The 21,379-nt window shown below is 73.0% G+C and carries 16 protein-coding genes; 8 read left to right on the top strand and 8 right to left on the bottom strand.

The annotated features are described in order from the left end of the window. Positions 1-86 precede the first annotated feature (86 nt). Complete coding sequence (locus ACSLTV_RS05355; protein WP_432135629.1) at positions 87-908, bottom strand: hypothetical protein; 822 nt, start codon at positions 906-908, stop codon at positions 87-89. A gap of 177 nt (positions 909-1,085) precedes the next feature. Between ACSLTV_RS05355 and ACSLTV_RS05350 the strand changes: the two genes are divergently transcribed. Further along, positions 1,086-1,883 (top strand): adenosylcobinamide-GDP ribazoletransferase, encoded by a 798-nt coding sequence (locus ACSLTV_RS05350; RefSeq protein WP_432155752.1) that lies wholly within the window; start codon positions 1,086-1,088, stop codon positions 1,881-1,883. Between the two features lie 19 nt (positions 1,884-1,902). On the opposite strand, the gene ACSLTV_RS05345 is transcribed toward ACSLTV_RS05350, so the two are convergent. The 5 genes from ACSLTV_RS05345 to ACSLTV_RS05325 all read right to left on the bottom strand — a co-directional run bounded on the left by ACSLTV_RS05345 (position 1,903) and on the right by ACSLTV_RS05325 (position 8,479). Continuing rightward, the gene (locus ACSLTV_RS05345) at positions 1,903-2,700 is read right to left on the bottom strand and encodes an endo alpha-1,4 polygalactosaminidase (protein ID WP_432135631.1); all 798 of its coding nucleotides are present in this window, start codon (positions 2,698-2,700) and stop codon (positions 1,903-1,905) included. Next, on the bottom strand, positions 2,697-3,341 hold the full coding sequence (locus ACSLTV_RS05340) for a spherulation-specific family 4 protein (RefSeq protein WP_435611708.1): 645 nt from the start codon (positions 3,339-3,341) through the stop codon (positions 2,697-2,699). Before ACSLTV_RS05340 ends, ACSLTV_RS05345 begins: the two co-directional genes overlap by 4 nt. Beyond that, the gene (locus ACSLTV_RS05335) at positions 3,338-4,807 is read right to left on the bottom strand and encodes a hypothetical protein (protein WP_432135633.1); all 1,470 of its coding nucleotides are present in this window, start codon (positions 4,805-4,807) and stop codon (positions 3,338-3,340) included. The genes ACSLTV_RS05340 and ACSLTV_RS05335 overlap by 4 nt, the downstream gene beginning before the upstream one ends. Beyond that, on the bottom strand, positions 4,804-6,327 hold the full coding sequence (gene pelF, locus ACSLTV_RS05330; protein ID WP_432135634.1) for a GT4 family glycosyltransferase PelF: 1,524 nt from the start codon (positions 6,325-6,327) through the stop codon (positions 4,804-4,806). Before pelF ends, ACSLTV_RS05335 begins: the two co-directional genes overlap by 4 nt. A gap of 121 nt (positions 6,328-6,448) precedes the next feature. Then, the gene (locus tag ACSLTV_RS05325) at positions 6,449-8,479 is read right to left on the bottom strand and encodes a hypothetical protein (RefSeq protein ID WP_435611707.1); all 2,031 of its coding nucleotides are present in this window, start codon (positions 8,477-8,479) and stop codon (positions 6,449-6,451) included. Between the two features lie 367 nt (positions 8,480-8,846). Between ACSLTV_RS05325 and ACSLTV_RS05320 the strand changes: the two genes are divergently transcribed. The 5 genes from ACSLTV_RS05320 to aceE all read left to right on the top strand — a co-directional run bounded on the left by ACSLTV_RS05320 (position 8,847) and on the right by aceE (position 17,745). Next, positions 8,847-10,397, top strand: a complete 1,551-nt coding sequence (locus ACSLTV_RS05320) for a leucyl aminopeptidase (RefSeq protein ID WP_432135636.1) — start codon at positions 8,847-8,849, stop codon at positions 10,395-10,397. A 260-nt stretch (positions 10,398-10,657) separates the two neighbouring features. Then, complete coding sequence (lpdA, locus tag ACSLTV_RS05315) at positions 10,658-12,046, top strand: dihydrolipoyl dehydrogenase (protein WP_435611706.1); 1,389 nt, start codon at positions 10,658-10,660, stop codon at positions 12,044-12,046. A 71-nt stretch (positions 12,047-12,117) separates the two neighbouring features. Beyond that, entirely contained in the window at positions 12,118-13,902 is a 1,785-nt protein-coding gene (sucB, locus tag ACSLTV_RS05310; protein WP_435611705.1) for a 2-oxoglutarate dehydrogenase, E2 component, dihydrolipoamide succinyltransferase, read from the top strand. A gap of 183 nt (positions 13,903-14,085) precedes the next feature. Beyond that, the gene (locus tag ACSLTV_RS05305) at positions 14,086-14,718 is read left to right on the top strand and encodes a GntR family transcriptional regulator (RefSeq protein WP_432135639.1); all 633 of its coding nucleotides are present in this window, start codon (positions 14,086-14,088) and stop codon (positions 14,716-14,718) included. Between the two features lie 315 nt (positions 14,719-15,033). Next, complete coding sequence (gene aceE / locus ACSLTV_RS05300) at positions 15,034-17,745, top strand: pyruvate dehydrogenase (acetyl-transferring), homodimeric type (RefSeq protein WP_435611704.1); 2,712 nt, start codon at positions 15,034-15,036, stop codon at positions 17,743-17,745. A 69-nt stretch (positions 17,746-17,814) separates the two neighbouring features. Here aceE and ACSLTV_RS05295 read toward each other — a convergent pair whose 3' ends face one another. Both ACSLTV_RS05295 and ACSLTV_RS05290 read right to left on the bottom strand, forming a co-directional pair. Continuing rightward, entirely contained in the window at positions 17,815-17,958 is a 144-nt protein-coding gene (locus ACSLTV_RS05295; protein WP_432135641.1) for a methionine/alanine import family NSS transporter small subunit, read from the bottom strand. Then, complete coding sequence (locus ACSLTV_RS05290) at positions 17,958-19,562, bottom strand: sodium-dependent transporter (RefSeq protein ID WP_432135642.1); 1,605 nt, start codon at positions 19,560-19,562, stop codon at positions 17,958-17,960. The genes ACSLTV_RS05295 and ACSLTV_RS05290 overlap by 1 nt, the downstream gene beginning before the upstream one ends. A gap of 141 nt (positions 19,563-19,703) precedes the next feature. Here ACSLTV_RS05290 and ACSLTV_RS05285 point away from each other — a divergent pair, with 141 nt between their 5' ends. After that, positions 19,704-20,687: a helix-turn-helix transcriptional regulator gene (locus ACSLTV_RS05285; protein WP_435611703.1), complete on the top strand. Its 984-nt coding sequence runs from the start codon at positions 19,704-19,706 to the stop codon at positions 20,685-20,687. A 165-nt stretch (positions 20,688-20,852) separates the two neighbouring features. Then, positions 20,853-21,371, top strand: a complete 519-nt coding sequence (locus ACSLTV_RS05280; RefSeq protein ID WP_432135735.1) for a DUF4240 domain-containing protein — start codon at positions 20,853-20,855, stop codon at positions 21,369-21,371. Positions 21,372-21,379 lie beyond the last annotated feature (8 nt).

Genomic DNA, 21,379 nt, shown 5'->3' with positions numbered 1-21,379 from the left:
TCCTGGCGGGGCAGGACCCGGCGTGAGCGGCCCGGCCGCGGGCGCCGGAACGCCGGCACCGCCGCACCCGGACTCCGGCGGCCGGCTCACCGCCCCTCGCCGCCACCCCCGGGCGGCACGGGCTCCGTGCCGTGTTCGGTCTGTTCGGTCGCCTCCGGCAGGGCCGGTGGTGGGGCGTCGGGGGCACCGCCGAGCCAGTTCTCCACGGCGCGGCGAGGGCGGGACCAGCGGCGGTCGTGGCGGTAGGCGCGCAGGGTCGCCCGGGCGCGGGCGCGGGGGCGGTGGGGATAGAAGCGGCGGGCCCAGAGCGAGTTGGGGCGGGCCAGACGGACCGCGCCGACCAGCGCGACGAGCGGGACGATCACCCCGAAGACCGCGACCCGGGTCTTGCCCTTGCCGAGGGCGACGAGCGCGAAGAGGAAGTTGGTGATCACGGTGACGATGGCCGCGCCCCGGTTCTGCAGCTCGTCCTCGGAGAGTCCGTTCACGCCGAACGGGGAGAACCCCGCGAGTACCAGGCCGACCAGGGCGGCCGTCATCACGACGGCCTCGACGCTCTTGCGGCCCTCCTCGCTCCAGTAGACGTCGTCGAGGTGCAGGATCAGCGCGAACTCGTCGAGGACGAGTCCGGCGCCGATGCCGAAGACGACGGCGCTGAGCGCCGGCCCGACGCCGTCGCGGCCGCCGGTCACCGCGCCGAAGCCGCCCACGAGGGTGAGGACGACGCCGGGCACGACGTGGTGGATGTGCACACCGCCGGCCTTCACGTTGCCGAACGGGCCCTTGCCCGCGCGGATGAGCCGGGTGATGACGCGGGTGACGAGGAAGGTCAGGACGAAGGCCGTGAGGGCGAGGAGCAGCGGCAGCTTGCCCGGCTCGACGATGTTCCGGTAGAGCCAATGTCCCATATAGGCACTCTAATCTCTTTTGTCGCTGTCTCACTTCCTCCCCGCCTTCCCTGTCACCCGCCTCCCCTGTCACCCCCTCCCCTGGCCCCGCCCTCCCCTGGCCCCGCCCTCGCCTGTCGTCCCTCCCCAGCCACCGCCCCCTCAGGTGCGGCCCATGGCGGCCGGTAGCCTGCGCGGGTGACCGACACCCCGACGACCCCCTCCCCCTTGGACGGCCTGCGCTTCGCCTTCGGCACACTCACCGTGCTGCCCGTCCACGTCCACCGCTGGGACCGCCCGGCCGCGCGCGGTGGCATGCTCAGCGCCCCACTGGCCGGACTGGTCGTCGGCGGTGCCGCGGCGGGCCTCGGCCTGCTGCTGCTCGCGTCGGGCGCGGGTCCTCTCCTCGCCGCCGTGGGGTCCGTCGCCGTGCCCGCCGCGCTGACCCGCGGGCTGCACCTGGACGGCCTCGCCGACACCGCGGACGGGCTGGGCAGCGGCAAGCCCGCCGAGGACGCGCTGCGGATCATGAAGCAGTCGGACATCGGGCCGTTCGGGGTGGTCACCCTGGTGCTGGTACTGCTCGCCCAGGTGGCCGCGCTGGCCGGGCTCTACGCCGACTCCTGGGCGCAGGGCGCGCTGGGGGCCGTGGTCTCCGCGGTCGCGGCCCGGCTGGCGCTCACCCTGGCCGCGCGGGCGGGGGTGCCCGCCGCCCGGCCGGAGGGGCTGGGGGCGGCGGTCGCGGGTGTGGTGCCGACGGCGGGCGCCGCGGGGGTCGCGGCCGGCTGTGTCGCGCTGGCGGCCGCGGCGGGCGCGCCCGGTGGACCGTACGACGCGATCCGCGCGGCGCTGGCGGTCGTCACCGCGCTGGCCGCCTCCGAACTGCTGCTGCGCCGCTGCACGCGCCGCTTCGGCGGGGTCACCGGGGACGTCTTCGGCGGCCTGGCGGAGACGGCGGCGACGACCGCGCTGGTGGTCCTGTCGCTGGGCTCCTAGCCAGGGGCCCGGCGCGGCCCTAACAGGCCTCGCGCCAGGCGCCCAGCTCGTACTTCTTCAGCAGGGAGCTGAGGCGCAGCCGGCGCGACTCGGCGCAGAAGCGGCTGGTGGGCAGCTCGTACTCGACGTGGAAGACGGCCTTGCCGGCCTCGATGAACGGGGTCAGGGACGCGCACTCGCCGTACTGGGCGCACTGCTCGTTGACCGCGAAGTCGAAGTCGCCGACCAGTTCGGGGATCTGGTCCAGGTCGTTCTTCAGGCCGACGGACATGCCCCGGTCGTGGGCGAGGCGGGCGATCAGCCGGTTGTAGCGGAGCTGGTCGTCGGCGGTCAGGGGGAACCCGGTGTCGTTGAGGTGGCCGTCCATGTTGTCCGGTTCCACCGCGTCGAACCCCTTGTCGCGGCACATGTCGAGCCGCTCGGCCATCAGCGGTTCCAGGACGTCGGTGCGGCGGATGTCGAACCAGCGCTCGCCGGGCCAGCCGTTGCTGCGGCCCACGACGGCCTCGGGGAACGCGTCGGCGTCCGGCCGCCAGTCCTCCCAGGCACCGGTGGACAGGTAGCAGATGACCTTGCGGCCGTCGGCGTGCAGGGCGTCGACGGTCGCCTTCGGGTTGTCGAAGCCGTCGATGTCGTAGACCGGGACGTCGACGGAGGTGTCCAGACGGTCCCTGAGCTGCCACTGCCAGCCGATGCCGGGGTGCGGCACCCAGCGCCCGGCCGTGGGCCGCGGGTCCGCTTCGTCGTCCCGCGGGGTCGTGGTGCAGCCCGCCAGCAGCAGCGCGAGCAGAGTGGTGAGCAGTATCGGGTGTCTCAACGGACCGGCTCCAGGGTGTGCGGCAACGTACCCCAAGGATGATCTCCCGTCCCCGGCACCGCACAGTGCAGTCCGGCCCCGAGGGAACGCGCGAGGCCCGCGCAGTCGGCGCCGGCCGGGACGCCGTGGACGAGGTGGCACTGCACGGCGGCCACCGCGGGGGCCGGGGGCCGCCGTGTGCGGTACGCCGCCCAGGGGTCCTCGAAGGTGACCAGGACGTCGGCGACGCGGGCGTAGCCGGGGTGGGGCGGGGTGCCGGGGTTGAGGGTGAGGGAGCGGCAGCCGGCCGCCCGGACGGCGTGCGCGAGACCGCGGTAGTACGGCAGGTCGCCGGGCCCCGAGGCGACCTGGTCGAGGAACACCCCGTCGGTGGCGTACCAGGCCCGGTGGCGGGCGAGGTCGTCCGCGACCTCGGCGGGCGGGCGCCGCCCGTAGGCGGTGTCGGTGTAGCCCAGCACCCGGACGTCCGCCGCCCGCAGCCGGGCCGCGACCTCGGCGAACGCCGGGTCGGGGACCGTGCCGGGGCCGCTCGCCGGGTTGAGGACGACGCCGTACAACCGGGGGGCGGCGGCGAGGACCGCCGCCCACTCGGCGGGCCGGACGGCCGGGTGCTCGTAGTACGGGACCAGCAGGGTGCTCATCGGTGGGCGGTCGCCCTTCCGAGCAGGGCACCGGCCAGGACGGCCTGGGCGGTGGCCGCCGCCGCGTACACGGCCACGGCGACCGGGTGTGCGGGCAGGTGGTGCAGCAGGGCTCCCGTCTGGGCGAGGGCGGCCAGCGAGCAGACCACGGCGGCACCGAGCACCGCGCCGAAGGACTGCAGCAGCAGGCCCGTCCACAGCACCACGCCGAGCAGCAGCAGTCCGGCCAGCCGCATGCCGGTCGGCTCGGGCGCGTGCGGCCACAGCAGCGCGGCGAGCACCCCCAGGGCGAGCAGGACCAGCAGGTACCCGGCCAGGCACAGCGTCACCGTACGGGCCGTCGCACGCCGGAAGGCGCGCGCGGTGCCGGCCGCGCGCAGCCCGGCCAGGCTGCCGCTGCGGAAGCGGTGCAGCAGCCACTCGGCGGGGCCCATGCTGAGGGTGAGCGCCACGGCGGCGGGCGCGGCCGGCGCGCTGTGCGCCTGTCCCGCGAGCACGTCGCCGAGCGCCGCGTACAGCACCAGGGCCCCGCTGGCCAGCCCGAACAACGCGTAGGGCAGGGAGCCGACCGGCAGCCGGGACACGCCGCCGGCGCGGCCCGGTGCGAACAGCTCGCCCATTTCCCGCAGCGTCGGCCGGACCTCGCGCAGCGCGAGGACCGTCACGGCGCCCGGTGAGACCACCAGGAGCAGGAGCCGCAGCGACGACGGAACGGGTTCGACGAGGGACAGCAGCGCGCCGCCCGTCATCGGGGCCAGGGCGGCCAGCAGGATCCGTTCGCGGCCCAGCACCAGCAGGACGGTCGAGGCCCCGAGATAGCAGGACTGGCCGGCGGCGAAGGCCAGTGCGGCCGGGTGGGCCGGTCCGGTCACCGCGAGCGCGGCCAGCGAGCCGAGCAGGGCGCCCACCGGGGCGCCGACCAGGAGGCAGCGGCGGGCGGCGGCCCGGTCGCCGAGGCCGAGCCAGGTGTAGGCCCGGTGGGACAGTCCCTGGTTCCAGCTCCAGCCGCACAGCGCGCCCGCGAGGAGCGGGACCGTGCCGGCCGGCAGGCCGAGGTCGTCGCGGGGCCCGGCCAGCAGGGGGGCGCCGAGCACGTGGGCGAAGCCGGGGAGGGCGAAGACCAGGCCGCGCAGCAGACAGCCGAGCAGGCTCACCCGCCAGGGGTCGGCCGGCGGGCCGTCGGGGCCGGGGTGGCGGCGCGGGACGCGTGCGTAGAGCTCCTCGGCGAGCGCGAAGGAGTTCCGCACGCCGTACCGCTCGCGTATCTGGTCGTCGGACAGGCCGTCGGACTCCAGCAGGGCGGCTATCTCGTCGGGGTGGACGGCGGCGGCGACGAAGTCGTCGAGTTGCGCGGCCAGTTCGTCGATCGGGTCGGGGGCGGCCCGGCGGGGCGTGGCCCGCTGGTGCGGGATCGTGGGCAGGGCGACGGGGCGGGCGCCCCGAAGCAGCCCCGGGGAGCGGCTCACCAGTCGGTTCCGTCCGTCGCGACGGCCGCGTACCAGGGGTCGCGCAGTTCGGCGGTCCAGTCGGCGACCGTCTCGACGGCCGGCCGGTAGATCTCGGGCAGCCCGGCGAGTTCCTGGTAGACCGTGCGGAAGTTCTCCACGCAGCGGCGCAGGGTGAACCGGTCGATGACCCGCTGCCGGGACAGCTCGGCCAGGCGCAGCCGCCGTTCGTCGTCCTTGAGGAGGGCCAGCGCCGCCGCGGCCATCTTCTCCGGCTCGCGCGGCGGCACCACCAGGCCGGTGTCACCGACGGCCTCGCGTACGCCGCCGACGTCGGTGGAGACGGTCGTACGGCCGCAGGACATGGCCTCGATCAGGGAGAACGGGAAGCCCTCGGAGATCGAGGACAGCATGACGACGTGGCCGGCCGCGTAGGCACGCCACACCTCGGTGACGCGGCCCTCGAAGCTGAGGCCGTCGGTGACGCCGAGTTCGGCGGCGAGCTTCTCCAGTCTCGTCCGGTACGCCTGCCCGCCGGGCGGGACCGGCCCGAACAGGCGCAGCCGGGTCTCGGGCAGCTCGGCGCGGACCGTGGCGTAGGCGTGGATCAGCGTCTCCAGGTCCTTGATGGGGTCGACGCGCCCGCACCAGGTGAGGGTGGGCACGTCGGGTTCCGGTCCGGCGTGCGGGAAGGCGGCGGGGTCGACGCCGTTGTAGACCGTGCGGATACGGTCCGGGGCGGCGCCGCCGCGCTCCTCCCAGCGGCGGTTGTACCGGTTGCACGGGGTGATCAGGTCGGCGGTGCGGTAGCCGTGGGAGTTCAGCGCGCGGTAGAAGGCGAGCATGAACGCCTTGACCGGCCAGCGCTGGGCGTCGCGCCGGTAGCCGAGATAGCGCTCGCGCAGGTAGATGCCGTGCTCGGTGAGGAGGAAGGGCACGCCCTCGAAGTGGCGGGCGGCGAGCGCCGGGAGGGTGGCCAGGCCGCTGCTGACGGCGTGCGCGACGCAGTCCTCGGGCATCCGTGCGGCCAGCGGGCGCAGGGCGTGTTCCAGCAGGTCGGTGGCGGTGAGCGCGTCGTGCACGGTGGGCCGGGCGGCGGCGGTCGGCAGATGCGGCATCGTCCATATCCACATCAGGGAGCGCAGCGCGGTCTCGGTGCGCAGCGCCGCCGGCAGCCGGCCGTCCCGGGCGAGTTCGGCCAGCTCGTACAGGGCGGAGCCGAAGTCGCAACGGGCCTCGGGGTCGAGGAAGGAGAGCAGGAGGCGCTCGTAGGAGTCGGCGAAGCGGCGGCGGGCCCGGCCGACGGGTGCTCGCGCGCGGCCGGGGCGCGGGCCCCAGGTCGGCAGGGTGGTGTGACGGTAGACGTTGGGCGGCAGCTCCCAGGTCACGGGTTCGCGGCCGGTGCCGGTGAGCGAGAGGATGTGGAAGTCCACCTCCGGCATGCCCTTGACGAGTTGGTCGCACCAGGTGCTGACCCCGCCGTGGACGTGCGGATAGGTGCCTTCGGTGAGCATGGTGACGTGACGGCCGGTTCGCGGCATCGCTGCGCTGGCTTCCCCCCTGTATGCGGATGTTGTCCTGGGGGAACTGCGCGCCGGAGGCCGGGTGCGGTCTCGATTCGGCCGGTCGCGCAGTTCCCCGCGCCCCTGAGGGCGTCGGTGTCTACGGCAGCTTCAGGACGACGGCCGTCTGGAGCGCCGCCGGCTGGGTCCAGTCGGAGCGGGCTCCCGCGTACGGGGTGCCGAAGACGGTGGTGCCGAGCAGGAGTTGCCGGCGAGTGCCCTCCGGGGCGGTGAGCGGGATCTCGGTGCCGGACGGGGCCGTCACCGTGACGGTGTCGCCGACCCGGTACGCGGTGACCTCGCCCGCGGCGACGGCGGCCTGCCAGTCGGCGCGGTTCTTCAGCTCGGTGCCGATGGCGGACTGCCGGGCGTTCTGCAGCGGGGTGTTGTCCGCGAACAACGCCCGGTAGCCGGCGAGCACCCGTTCCAGCACCGGGTACAGGATCCGCTCCTCGGCCAGGTTCGACTGGTGGACGTAGTGCGGGCGCGGGTCACCCGACAGGGCGTGGCCGAGGGCGGTGCGGGCCTCCATGGGGACGATGTAGTCGTCGTAGCCGGTGGCGGTGTCCAGCGGGGTGATGCAGGTGGACAGGGGGCTGTCCTCGCAGATGCCGCTGCCGCCGTCGGCCCGGGTGGTGTACACCCAGTTGTACTCGTCGGCCATCTCGGCCTTGGTGCCGACGTTGTAGTAGACGTTCATGGGATGGCGCGGCACGGTCGACGCGAGGCCCACGGCGCGCTGTTCGGGCTCGCGCGAGTTGTCCGAGCCGGTCCAGCGGATGCCGTTGTCGGCGAGCGCGCCGGCCAGGTTCGGGTTGTCGACGGGCTGCTGGGGCAGGGTGCGCAGGCCGGAGTGCTCTCCGGTGACCAGTTCGGTGCGGTCGAGCGGGAGCCCCTTGTTCACGGCCCAGTAGTAGTTGTCGCGGATCTCGGCGGAGATCTCGGAGCGGCTCACCCACCGGATGCTGCCGTCGGCGTTCTTCGCGCAGGTCCACGGGACGGTGGAGGTGTCCTGGACGCAGCCGAGGAAAGGGTGGGTGTAGGTGTGGTTGATCCACCGGTAGCGGGCCCGGTCGGCGAGCAGCCGGTCGGTCAGGGCGTCGGTGCCGCCGCCGTTCTCGGTCTTCCACTCCTCGCCGGCGCCGGCGTTGTAGACCATGTCCAGGGTGAACCCGTGCTGGGTCTGCCACTGGGCGGCGTACGCCGCGTCGGCCGCGGTCATCCGGATCGGCACGGTGCCCGGGCCGTCGCCGCCGACGCAGTCGAGGTCACCCGGGGTGCAGTTGCGTTCGGTGTCCCAGCGGGCGTCGGGCGCGAAGACGTCGTCGACGTGGACGGCGAAGTAGTTGCGGAGCTGGCCGAGGTGGACGCCCTCGGTGAGCCACTCGACGATGCCGCGGGCCAGCAGCCGGAACTGCTGCTGGTACTGGTTGTAGGCGAAGGTGACCACCAGCTCGCGGCGCCCGTCATGGGCGTACTCGCCGACCAGGCTGCCGGTCGTGTCGCCGACGGACACGTCGACGTAGCTGGTGAAGCCCTCCCGGGGCGCGCCCAGGTAGCCGTAGCTCTCCGACACGTCCGGGGCGTTGTCCTCCAGGGTGAACGCTCCGTCGAGGTAGCCGAACCAGCCGCCGCGCCCGGCCGCGGTGACGGCCGCCGGGCGGCCGTCCAGCGGGCCGGTGTAGGAGGCGTAGTCCAGGCCGACCTCCGGGTGGGCCCAGGTGTAGGCGTCCACCTGCGGGATGCCGTAGGTCCGCTCGTAGTCCTCCAGCGCGGTCTGCTCGGCCGAACCGGCGCCGAACGGGGCCTCGTTCGGCAGCACCACGCCCTGGAACCTGGCCCGCGGGGTGCCGCCCGCCGTGTCGCTGAGGAAGCCTGCGTCGACGGTCGGCCGGTCCGGGTCGTTCAGGTCCACGGTGGTGTACGGAACGCCCGTGTTCCTCAGCTGTGCGGTGATCGCCTCGACGGGGCTGTCGCCGTTGTCGACGACCAGCACCTTCAGGTCGACGCGCGGGGTGGTCGCCGCGGCCGCCGTCGGCGCCCCCGCCCCCACCGCGGTCAGCATCCCGGTCGCCGCCGCCAGTGCGGCGGCACTTCGCCATCTGTTCCGGCCGAGCGTGCGCTGCGTCATGGTTCGTCCTCCCCCAGCAAGTGGATCCGCGCGGGTCCGTTTGTGCGCCTCTCGCGGCAGATCCGTGGAATTCACGCGAAACGGTGGGCGGATCGCCGCACCGGACGCGACGAGTGTGACCCAGGTCATGGATTGGAAGGGTCGAGAAATGGCCACGACACCACCCACAGGTGAACGCTCGCAGGAATGAGCGAACGCGCGCGCACGCGTAGGCTCATCCCCGGGTCCGCCCGGCCGGTTCGCCGCGCCGCCGGGACGGCCCCCGTGCGATCGCGCCCGCGACCCCGCTCTAAGGTCGGCTGTCGGGCCGGTCGACCCACTCCGCTCGACCACAGAAACTCCACATCGGAAGCGAGATTTCACCACCGTGACTGCTCTCACTCTCAGCACCGCCGCGGCGCCCGGCCTGCGGGCCGACGCGATCGTGATCGGTGTCGCCAAGGGCTCCGCGTCCGGGTCCGGCGACCTGGTCGTCGCCCCGGGCGCCGAGGCCCTGGACCAGGCCTACGACGGGCGGCTCGCCGGCCTTCTGGACACCCTCGGCGCGTCCGGCGCCGAGGGCGAGGTGACGAAGCTGCCCGCGCCCGCGGGCTTCAAGGCGCCCCTCGTGGTGGCGGTGGGGCTGGGCGGTGAGCCCGAGAAGGACGCGGGTTACGACGCCGAGGCCCTGCGCCGGGCCGCCGGTGCGGCCGCCCGCGCGCTCGCCGGGACCAAGAAGGCCGCCTTCGCCCTGCCGCTGGCCGACGCCGGCGATCTCGGGGCCGTCGCCGAGGGCATCCTGCTCGGCGCGTACTCCTTCGACACCTACAAGGAGTCGAACCGCAAGGGCGCCGGCGCCGCCAAGGCCAAGAACGGCAAGGCGCCGCTCGCCGAGGCCGCCCTGCTCGGCGGCAAGCCGCGCGACGCCGCCCACAAGGCCGCGCTCGCCCGCGCCACGGCCGTCGTCGAGGAGCTGAACCGGGCCCGCGACCTGGTCAACACCCCGCCGAACGACCTCGACCCGGCCGCGTTCGCCGCGCTGGCGCAGACGGCCGCCAAGGACCACGGCATCAAGGTGCAGGTGCTCGACGAGAAGGCGCTGACCAAGGGCGGCTACGGCGGCATCCTGGGCGTCGGCGGGGGCTCCGCCGCAGCACCGCGCCTGGTGAAGCTGTCCTACAGCCACCCGAAGGCGGACAAGCACCTCGCGTTCGTCGGCAAGGGCATCACCTACGACTCGGGCGGCATCTCGCTGAAGCCGGCCGGCCACAACGAGACGATGAAGTGCGACATGAGCGGCGCGGCCGCCGTGTTCGCCGCGGTCGTCGCCGCCGCGCGGCTCGGCCTCCAGGTCAACGTGACCGGCTGGCTGGCGCTGGCGGAGAACATGCCGTCCGGCTCCGCCGTCCGCCCGGGCGACGTGCTGCGCATGTACAGCGGCAAGACCGTGGAGGTGCTGAACACGGACGCGGAGGGCCGGCTGGTGCTGGCCGACGCGCTGTGGGCGGCGTCGCAGGAGAACCCGGACGCGATCGTGGACGTGGCCACCCTGACCGGCGCGATGATGCTGGCGCTGGGCTCGCGCACGTTCGGCGTCATGGCGAACGACGAGGCGTTCCGCTCCACCGTGGTCGAGGCCGCCGAGGAGGTCGGCGAGCCGGCGTGGCCGATGCCGCTGCCGGAGCACCTGCGCAAGGGCATGGACTCGCAGGTCGCCGACATCGCGAACATGGGTGAGCGGATGGGCGGCGGCCTGGTCGCCGGCCTCTTCCTGAAGGAGTTCGTGGGCGAGGGCATCACCTGGGCGCACCTGGACATCGCGGGGCCGGCCTTCAACGAGGGCGGTCCCTTCGGGTACACGCCGAAGGGCGGGACCGGGTCGGCGGTGCGCACGCTGGTGCGGCTGGCCGAGCTGACCGCCGCGGGCGAGCTCGGCTGACGGCCGCCCGCCGCGGCGGGCTCGTCCGCCGCACGGCGGATTCGGGGCGCGGGGGCTTGTCGCACGGCTCCCGCGCCCCCTTGCGTGGGCGGGCGTGGGGTGTCTCACACCCCGGCCCGGCGTCTCGTACCGCGGCGACTAGTGCGAAGATGGGGCTCGGCAGGACAGGGCCCCACCTAAGGGCCGAAGAACGAGCGGCCGGACACCAGCCGCCTGCCGGTCACTGCAGACCGGTGGCGCACATGCATGGAGGACGTGACGTGGCGAACGACGCCAGCACCGTTTTCGACCTAGTGATCCTCGGCGGTGGTAGCGGTGGTTACGCCGCGGCCCTGCGCGGGGCGCAGCTGGGCCTGGACGTCGCCCTGATCGAGAAGGACAAGGTCGGCGGTACCTGCCTGCACCGGGGTTGCATCCCCACCAAGGCCCTGCTGCACGCGGGCGAGATCGCCGACCAGGCCCGCGAGAGCGAGCAGTTCGGCGTCAAGGCCACCTTCGAGGGCATCGACGTCGCGGGTGTGCACAAGTACAAGGACGAGGTCGTCTCGGGCCTGTACAAGGGTCTGCAGGGTCTCGTCGCCTCCCGCAAGGTGACCTACATCGAGGGTGAGGGCCGGCTGTCCTCCCCGACCTCCGTCGATGTGAACGGGCAGCGGATCCAGGGTCGCCACATCCTCCTGGCCACCGGTTCCGTGCCGAAGTCGCTGCCGGGTCTGGAGATCGACGGCGACCGGATCATCTCCTCCGACCACGCGCTGGTCCTGGACCGGGTGCCGAAGTCGGCGATCATCCTCGGCGGCGGTGTCATCGGCGTCGAGTTCGCCTCGGCGTGGAAGTCCTTCGGCGCCGACGTCACGGTCATCGAGGGCCTGAAGCACCTCGTCCCGGTCGAGGACGAGAACTCCTCCAAGCTTCTTGAGCGCGCGTTCCGCAAGCGCGGCATCAAGTTCAACCTGGGCACCTTCTTCCAGAAGGCCGAGTACACCGCCGACGGCGTCAAGGTCACCCTCGCCGACGGCAAGGAGTTCGAGGCCGAGGTGCTGCTGGTGGCCGTCGGCCGCGGCCCGGTCTCGCAGGGCCTGGGCTACGAGGAGGCCGGGGTCGCCATGGACCGCGGCTACGTCCTGGTCGACGAGTACATGCGGACGAACGTCCCGACGATCTCCGCCGTCGGTGACCTGGTGCCCACGCTCCAGCTCGCGCACGTCGGCTTCGCCGAGGGCATCCTGGTGGCGGAGCGGCTGGCCGGTCTGAAGGTCGTCCCGATCGACTACGACGGTGTCCCGCGGGTGACGTACTGCCACCCGGAGGTCGCCTCCGTCGGCATCACCGAGGCCAAGGCCAAGGAGATCTACGGCGCGGACAAGGTCGTCGCCCTGAAGTACAACCTGGCGGGCAACGGAAAGAGCAAGATCCTCAAGACCGCGGGCGAGATCAAGCTCGTCCAGGTCAAGGACGGTGCCGTCGTCGGCGTCCACATGGTCGGCGACCGCATGGGCGAGCAGGTCGGCGAGGCCCAGCTGATCTACAACTGGGAGGCGCTGCCGGCCGAGGTCGCCCAGCTCGTCCACGCCCACCCGACGCAGAACGAGGCGCTCGGCGAGGCCCACCTGGCCCTGGCGGGCAAGCCGCTGCACTCGCACGACTGACCGACCCTCGGTCGACATCCGTCGAACGCGACGACCCAGACTTCCGTAATTCGTTAGGAGCAACCGAAACCATGGCGGTTTCCGTAACCCTTCCGGCGCTCGGTGAGAGCGTCACCGAGGGCACTGTCACCCGCTGGCTGAAGGCCGAGGGCGAGCGCGTCGAGGCCGACGAGCCGCTGCTGGAGGTGTCGACCGACAAGGTCGACACCGAGATCCCCTCCCCCGCCGCCGGCGTTCTGGCCTCCATCAAGGTCGCCGAGGACGAGACCGTCGAGGTCGGCGCCGAGCTGGCCGTGATCGACGACGGCACCGGCGCCCCGGCGGCGGCCCCGGCCCCGGCCGCCGAGGAGGTCGCCCCGCCGGCCCCCGAGCCGGCCCAGGCCGCCCAGCCGTCCGCCGAGCAGGCCGCCCCCGCCCCGGCGCCCACCGCCGAGGCCGCCGCCGGCGGCGGCTCCGCCGAGGGCACGGACGTGGTCCTGCCCGCGCTCGGCGAGTCCGTCACCGAGGGCACCGTCACCCGCTGGCTGAAGTCGGTCGGCGACAGCGTCGAGGCCGACGAGCCGCTGCTGGAGGTGTCGACCGACAAGGTCGACACCGAGATCCCCGCGCCCACCGCCGGTGTGCTGCTGGAGATCGTGGTCGGTGAGGACGAGACCGCCGAGGTCGGCGCCAAGCTCGCCGTCATCGGCGCCCCGGGTGCCGCCCCGGCCGCCGCCGCCCCCGCGGCCCCGGCCGCCGCCGCCCCCGCGGCCCCGGCCGCCCCGGCCCCGGCTCCGGCCGCGCCCGCCGCTCCGGCCCCGGCTCCGGCCGCCCCCGCCGCCCCGGCTCCCGCCGCCGCTCCGGCCCCGGCCGCCCCCGCGGCTCCGGCGCCCGCTCCGGCTCCGGTCACCCCGGCTCCGGCCGCGCCCGCCGCGCAGCCGAGCGACGAGGGCGCCTACGTCACCCCGCTGGTGCGCAAGCTCGCCTCCGAGCACGGCGTCGACCTGGGCTCCGTCAAGGGCACCGGCGTCGGCGGCCGTATCCGCAAGCAGGACGTGATGGCCGCCGCCGAGGCCGCCAAGGCGCCCGCTCCGGCTCCGGCCGCCGCGGCGGCGCCCGCCGCCAAGAAGGCCGCCCCGGCCCTGGAGGTCTCCCCGCTGCGCGGCCAGACCGTCAAGATGCCCCGCATCCGCAAGGTCATCGGCGACAACATGGTCAAGGCGCTGCAGGAGATGGCCCAGCTGTCGTCGGTCGTCGAGGTCGACGTCACCCGGCTGATGCGTCTGCGCGCCCAGGCGAAGGACTCCTTCGCCGCCCGCGAGGGCGTCAAGCTCTCCCCGATGCCGTTCTTCGTGAAGGCGGCGGCCCAGGCGCTGAAGGCCCACCCGGTCATCAACGCCCGGATCAACGAGGCCGAGGGGACCATCACCTACTTCGACACCGAGAACGTCGGTATCGCGGTGGACTCCGAGAAGGGCCTGATGACCCCGGTCATCAAGAACGCCGGTGACCTCAACATCGCCGGTATCGCCAAGGCCACGGCGGAGCTGGCGGGCAAGGTCCGCGCCAACAAGATCACTCCGGACGAGCTGTCCGGCGCGACCTTCACCATCTCCAACACCGGTTCGCGCGGCGCGCTGTTCGACACGATCATCGTGCCGCCCGGCCAGGTCGCGATTCTCGGCATCGGTGCCACGGTCAAGCGTCCGGCCGTCATCGAGACCGAGGAGGGCACGGTCATCGGCGTCCGCGACATGACGTACCTGACCCTGTCCTACGACCACCGTCTGGTGGACGGCGCCGACGCCGCGCGGTACCTGAGCGCGGTCAAGGCGATCCTGGAGGCGGGCGAGTTCGAGGTCGAGCTCGGGCTGTAACCCTCAGGCGTCCGTGCGGTGCCCCGGCCGGTTCCTCCGGCCGGGGCACCGTCGTTTGCCGTGTAAGCCTCGTCTCACCTGCGCCAAAGCGCCCCCGTGCGCCTCTCCACGGCGGCCTCGCGGCCTTATTGTCTTTACGTCGAACGCCCTAGGGGCCGCTGGGCCCTTCCCTGAGGAGCCCTCATGACCGCGCCCGTCATCCACTCGCTGCGCGAGCAGATCCGCGAGCACATCGTGGAGGGGATCGTGAGCGGGCGCTGGAAGCCGGGCGAGCGGATCGTGGAGCGCCGGATCGCCTCCGAGCTGGAGGTCAGCCAGACACCGGTCCGGGAGGCGCTGCGCGAGCTGGAGTCGCTGCGCCTGATCGAGTCGGCGCCGAACAAGGGCGTGCGGGTGCGGAACCTGACCGCGGCGGACCTGGAGGAGAGCTACCCGGTCCGGGCCGGCCTGGAGGCCATCGCGGCCGAGCTGGCGGCGGAGCGGCTGGCGGCGGACTGCTCGGCGCTGGAGTCCCATGTCGCGGCGCTGTACGAGGCGGACCGCAGGTCGGACGGTACGGCGCAGGTGCGGCACACGGTGGCCTTCCACCGCGAGATGGTCCGGGCGGCCGCGAACTCGGTGCTGCTGCACACCTGGGAGGGGCTGGGCATCGAGGTGTTCACCGCGCTGTCGATCCGCTGGCTGGGCACGGTGCAGCAGTCGTACGCCGAGGAGCACGAGGAGCTGGTCCAGGCGTTCCGCCGACGCGACCCGAGGATCGCCGACCTGGTCAAGTCCCACGTCCTGGGCTGCGCCCCGCGCCACGGGAGCGAGTGAGACCGTCCCCGCGAGGCCCCCGCGAAACCGTCCCGGCAGCATCCGAACACCAGAGCAGCCGCCCGCTCAAACGCCGCCCCACCTGCGAAAACAAGGCGGAATGACGTCACCCGGTGCCACTCCCGGAGGCACCGCGTGCCTACTTTCTCGAGATCGAGAGGTTTTCTTCGTCAACCCTTTGATCGATCATCGATCAGGGAGTTACAGTCGCCGACGGGCTTGCCACCCAAGCCCCAGCCCTGTCCTGCCAAAGACCAAGGGCACCCCGAACCCTTACCGATGAGGGAACCCCCTTCGACTGAGGAAGGCGGCGACATGACCGACCCCAACGCCATCCAGCCGAGCGAGCTCGACCAGCTCCCCGACCGGGACCCGGAGGAGACCGCCGAATGGCAGGCCTCGCTGGACGCGGTCGCCAAGGCGGCCGGCCCGCACCGTGCCGCGTACCTGATGCGCCGCACGCTGGAGCGCGCGGAGGGCACCGGCATCGCGCTGCCCAAGCTCCTGGAGACGGACTACGTCAACACCATCCCCACCGCCGCGGAACCCGCCGTTCCCGGTGACGAGGAGATGGAACGCCGGATCACCGCCTGGAACCGCTGGAACGCGGCGGCCATGGTGACCCGCGGCTCCAAGCACGGTGTCGGCGGCCACATCGCCACCTTCGCCTCGGCGGCCTGGCTGTACGAGACCGGCTTCAACCACTTCTTCCGCGGCAAGGAGTCCGGCGACGCCGCCGGCTCCGGCGACCAGCTGTACATCCAGGGCCACGCCTCCCCCGGCATCTACGCCCGCGCCTTCCTGGACGGCCGGCTCACCGAGCGGCACCTGGACAACTTCCGCCAGGAGGCCGGCGGCGAGGGCCTGCCGTCGTACCCGCACCCGCGCCGCCTGCCCTGGCTGTGGGAGTTCCCGACGGTGTCGATGGGCCTCGGCCCGCTCTCCGCCATCTACCAGGCGCGCTTCAACCGGTACCTCACCAACCGCGGCATCAAGGACGTCTCCGCCTCGCACGTGTGGGCGTTCCTCGGTGACGGCGAGATGGACGAGCCCGAGTCGACGGCGGCGCTCGCGCTCGCCGCCCGCGAGGGTCTGGACAACCTGACCTTCGTCATCAACTGCAACCTGCAGCGCCTCGACGGCCCGGTCCGCGCCAACTTCAAGATCGTGCAGGAGCTGGAGGCCCAGTTCCGCGGCGCCGGCTGGAACGTCGTCAAGACCCTGTGGGGCACGGCCTGGGACGAGCTGTTCCAGCTCGACACCACGGGCGCTCTGGTACGCCGACTGCGCGAGGTACCCGACGCGCAGGTGCAGACGTACCAGACCCGGGACGCCGCCTACATCCGCCAGGACTTCTTCGGCAAGGACCCGCAGCTCGCCGAGATGGCCAAGCTGCTGAGCGACGACAAGATCCTGGAGTGCTTCCACCTCTCCCGCGGCGGCCACGAGGCCCGCAAGGTCTACGCCGCCTACCGGGCCGCGCTGGAGTGCAAGGGCGCGCCGACCGTGATCCTCGCCCAGACCGTCAAGGGCCACACCCTCGGCGAGGGCTTCGCGTCGAAGAACGCCAACCACCAGATGAAGAAGCTGACGGTGGACGAGTTCAAGGCGATGCGCGACCTGCTGGAGCTGCCCATCGCGGACAGCGCCTTCGCCGACGGCCAGGTCCCCTACGGCCACCCGGGCGCCGACGCTCCCGAGGTCCGCTACCTCCAGGAGCGCCGCGCCGCCCTCGGCGGTCCGGCCCCGGCGCGCCGCGTCCACCCGGTCGCGCCGCTGCCGGCTCCGGCCGAGAAGGCGTTCGCCTCCTTCGACAAGGGCTCCGGCTCGCAGAACGTCGCCACCACCATGGCCTTCGTCCGCCTGGTCAAGGACCTGGTCCGCGACAAGGAGACCGGCAGGCGCTGGGTGCCGATCGTCCCCGACGAGGCGCGCACCTTCGGCATGGAGTCGCTGTTCCCCTCCCTCGGGATCTACTCGCCCAAGGGCCAGACGTACGAGCCGGTCGACCGCGACCAGCTGATGTACTACAAGGAGGCCCAGAACGGCCAGATCCTCAACGAGGGGATCACCGAGGCCGGTTCGATGGCCGACTTCATCGCCGCCGCGACGTCGTACGCGACACACGGCGAGGCGATGATCCCGTTCTACATCTTCTACTCGATGTTCGGCTGGCAGCGCACGGCCGACCAGATGTGGCAGCTCGGCGACCAGCTCGGCCGCGGCTTCCTCATCGGCGCGACGGCCGGCCGCACCACGCTGACCGGCGAGGGCCTCCAGCACGCCGACGGCCACTCCCCCGTCATCGCCGCGACCAACCCGGCGGCGCTGACGTACGACCCGGCGTTCGCGTACGAGATCGCCGTGATCGTCCGAGAGGGTCTGCGCCGGATGTACGGCGAGGCCCGGCCGGGTGAGGACCAGGACGTCTTCTACTACCTCACCGTCTACAACGAGCCGCTGCCGCAGCCCGCGAAGCCGCAGGCGGCCGGCGTCGACGAGGGCATCGTCAAGGGCCTGTACCGCTTCAACACGGCGGAGTCGGCGGGCCTGTCCCCGGCGGCCAACGCGCCGCGCATCCAGCTGCTGGGCTCGGGCACGGCGATCCACTGGGCGCTGAAGGCGCAGCGGCTGCTCGCCGAGGAGTGGGGCGTGGCCGCCGACGTGTGGTCCGCGACCTCCTGGACCGAGCTGCGGCGCGACGCGCTGGAGTCGGACGCGGCGCTGCTGCGCGGCGAGGAGCGGGTGCCGTACGTCCGGCAGGCGCTGCAGGGCGCCGAGGGCCCGGTCCTCGCGGTCTCCGACTACATGCGCCAGGTGCCGGACCAGATCGCGCAGTGGGTGGAGCAGGACTGGTCCTCGCTGGGCGCCGACGGCTTCGGCCTGTCGGACACCCGGGACGCCGCCCGCCGCCACTTCGGTGTCGACGCCGAGTCGATCGTCGTCGGGGCCCTCGCCCAGCTCGCGAGGCGCGGCGAGGTCCAGGCCGCGGCGGTGAAGGAAGCCCGCGAGAAGTACGGCCTGTAGGACGTCTCCGCACGACGGCCGGACCGGCACCGCCGGTCCGGCCGTCGTGTCGTCGGTGGCCGGTGCCGCTCAGCCCTCCGCGCGCGGGATCCCCGTCTCGTCCGGCTCGGGGCCGGGGTCCGGATGGCGGCGGAGCTGGACGATGGCCGCCAGCAGGCCGCCCCAGACGATGAGCATGGCGATGATCATCATCGCGATGGCGCCGCCGGTCATCAGCGGTCCTCCTTTCCACCCGGGTCGTCCTTGTGGTGGTGGGACTCGTACTCCTCGGCGGTCTCCATGTCGAGGTCGATCAGCCCGCCGCCGGCCGCCTTCCACGGGATCAGGGAGAGCACCACGCCGACCAGCAGCGCGCCGATCGCCACGCTCCACCCCACCGCCAGCAGGAAGTCGGTGGAGTAGCCGGCGTAGTTCTCGTCGAACTCCTTGCGCAGGCTGTCGATCATCATCCAGCCGAGGACCAGGGGGGTGATCAGCCCCAGGCAGATCCGCCACCAGTGGCCGAGCCGCACGGCGGAGGTGGCGTCGGCGTCCCGCTGCAGCTCGGGCAGCTTGCGCAGCACCCAGGCGACCACGACGACGCCGACGAGCGCGGCCAGGGCGATGCCGTACTGGTTGATGAAGTGGTCGGAGGCGTCGAGGAAGTAGACGCCCTCGTCGGTCGGGAACAGCAGGATCGACACGATCGCCACCGCGCCGCCGACGCCGAACACGGCGGGGATGCGGTGCATCCCGGTGCGGTCCTGCACGGCGGAGACGACCACCTGCACGATGGAGATCAGCGAGGACAGTCCCGCGATCACCAGCGACACGAAGAAGACGACGCCGAACAGCCCGCCCGCCCACATCTCGGAGATGATCGTCGGGAAGGCGACGAAGGCCAGTCCCAGGCCCGCGGTGGCCACCTCGTCGACCGGCACGCCCGCGCTTTGCGCCGTGAAGCCCAGCGCGGCGAACACCCCGATGCCGGCGAGGATCTCGAAGGAGCTGTTGGCGAACCCGGCGACCAGGGCGGAGCCGGTGAGGTCCGCGCGCCGGCGCAGGTAGGAGGCGTAGGTGACCATGATGCCGAAGCCGATCGACAGCGAGAAGAAGATCTGGCCGTAGGCGGCCACCCACACGCTGCCGTTGCTCAGTTCGGACCAGTCGGGGCTGAACAGGGCGTTCAGCCCCTGGGCCGCCCCGTCCAGGGTGACGGCCCGGATCACCAGGGCGCCGAAGAAGACGACCAGCAGGGGGATGAAGAGCTTGTTGGCCTTCTCGATGCCGCGCCGGATGCCGAACGCCAGGATGACCAGCACCACGATCCAGACGGCGATGAGCGGCCACATCACGCCGGAGACGTACCCGGAGACGAACCCGGGCTCGTCGGCCGCCTCCAGGAAGGTGCCGAAGAGGAAGCCCTCCGGGTCGTCGCCCCAGGCCTGGTCGGCGGCGAAACCGACGTAGCGGACCGCCCAGGCGATGATCACTGCGTAGTAGGTGGCGATGACGAAGCAGATGGCCACCTGCCACCAGCCGAGCACCTCCGCCGGGCGGGCCATCTGCCGGAGCGCGGCCGGGGGCGAGGTCCGGTATCTGCGCCCGATCGTGTACTCCATGATCAGCAGGGGGATGCCGGCCGTGAGCAGGGCGATCAGATAGGGCACCAGGAAGGCCCCGCCGCCGTTCTCGTAGGCGACGGCCGGAAAGCGCCAGATGTTGCCGAGGCCGACGGCGGAACCGATGGCCGCCAGCAGGAAGCCGGTGCGGGTGGACCACTGTTCGCGGGGTTGACCGGCCGGGTGGTCCGCCGGTTGTTGCGCCATATTCGCCATGTGCGTGTCCTCGTTCAGGGACGTCCCGATGGAACCGCTGAACCGTGAAACCTCGAATGCCGTTCGACGTTAACAGCGGTGCGCGGTGCGCCACAGGGTGCGTACCGCCAGTCGGGTGACCCACGCGGCACAATGACGGACATGCGTGCGGCCCGGCTCATCAGGATGGTGCTTCTGCTGCAGTCCCGGCCCGTCATGACGGCGGCCGAACTGGCCCGGGAGCTGGAGGTGTCCGAGCGGACCGTGACCCGGGACGCGCAGGCGCTGTCGGAGGCGGGCGTGCCGGTCTACGCCGACCGGGGGCGGGCCGGGGGCTACCGGCTGGTCGGTGGATACCGGACCCGGCTGACGGGTCTGGCGCGCGGTGAGGCGGAGGCGCTGTTCCTGTCCGGGGTGCCGGGGGCGCTGCGGGAGATGGGGCTGGCGGACACGGCCTCGGCGGCCCGGCTGAAGGTGTCGGCGGCGCTGCTGCCGTCGCTGCGGGACGCGCCGGACAGCGCCGCCCGGCGGTTCCACCTGGACGCGCCGGCCTGGTTCCGGGAGCCGGAGCCGCCGGAGCTGCTGCCGGCGGTCGCCGAGGCGGTCTGGGCGGACCGGCGGGTCGGCGCGCGCTACCGGCGCGGGGACGAGACCGTCGAGCGGGAGCTGGAGCCGTACGGGCTCGTGCTGAAGGCGGGGGTCTGGTACCTGTGCGCGCGGGTGCCCGGCGGCGACGGGGTGCCCTGGCGGACGTACCGGATCGAGCGGTTCACCGACGTGGAGCCGCGCGAGGAGCGGTTCACGCGGGACCCGGACTTCGACCTGGCCGGCTTCTGGGCGGCGCAGGCGGAACGGTTCGCGCGGTCGCTGCTGCGTACCGAGGTAGTGGTGCGGCTCTCCCCGGAGGGGGCGCGCAGGCTGCCGCACGTCGTCGATCCGCTCGCCGCCCGCGAGGCGCTGGCCGGCGCCTCGGACCCGGACGGCGAGGGGCGGCTGACGGTGACCCTGCCGGTGGAGTCGGAGGAGGTCGCCCATACACAGCTGACCGCCCTCGGCCCGGAGGCGGAGGTGCTCTCCCCCGCGTCGCTGCGCCGCCGGCTGCGCGACGACGCGGCCCGGCTGGCGCGGCTGTACGGCCTCGGGTGAGCGGCGCGGCCGTGGCGGCCGCCTTTCTCGGTCGCGGAGATCCGCGGAGTCCCGGTCGGGGTAATCCGCCGAGTCCCGGTCGGGGAAATCCGCGGAGTCCCGGTCGGGGAAATCCGCGAACTCCGGGTGCGTGGCACCGCCCGAGGCACGATGCTGGAACCCGTGATGGACGAGACCGAGTTCTGGGAGCTGGTGGACTCCTCCCGCGAGGCCGCCGAGGGCGACCCGGAGGAACAGGCCGACGTACTGGTGTCCCGGCTGCTGGAACTGGACCCGGACGCCGTGCTGGACTTCGCCCGTCACTTCGAGGCCCGCTACAACCGCGCCTACCACTGGGATGTGTGGGGTGCCGCCTGGGTGCTGCTGGACGGCGCGAGCGACGACGCCTTCGACTTCTTCCGGTGCTGGCTGATCGGGCAGGGCCGGGACGTCTTCGAGGGGGCCCTGCACGACCCGGACTCGCTCGCCGACCTGCTGGACGACTTCGACGAGGAGATCGACGGCGACGGCGAGGAACTGGGGTACGCGGCCGACGAGGCCTACGAGCAGCTCACCGGCACCGTCGCCCCCGACCTCGGGATCTCCCCGGCGGCCGCCGAACCGGAGGGTACCCCCCTCGACTTCGAGAACGAGCGGGCGCTCGCCGAGCGGTACCCGAAGCTGTGGGACCGCTTCCGCGCGTAGGACCGGTC

Source organism: Streptomyces sp. bgisy159 (assembly GCF_965341775.1).
Taxonomy (GTDB): Bacteria; Actinomycetota; Actinomycetes; order Streptomycetales; family Streptomycetaceae; genus Streptomyces.
This window is presented reverse-complemented; position numbering and strand designations above follow the sequence as displayed.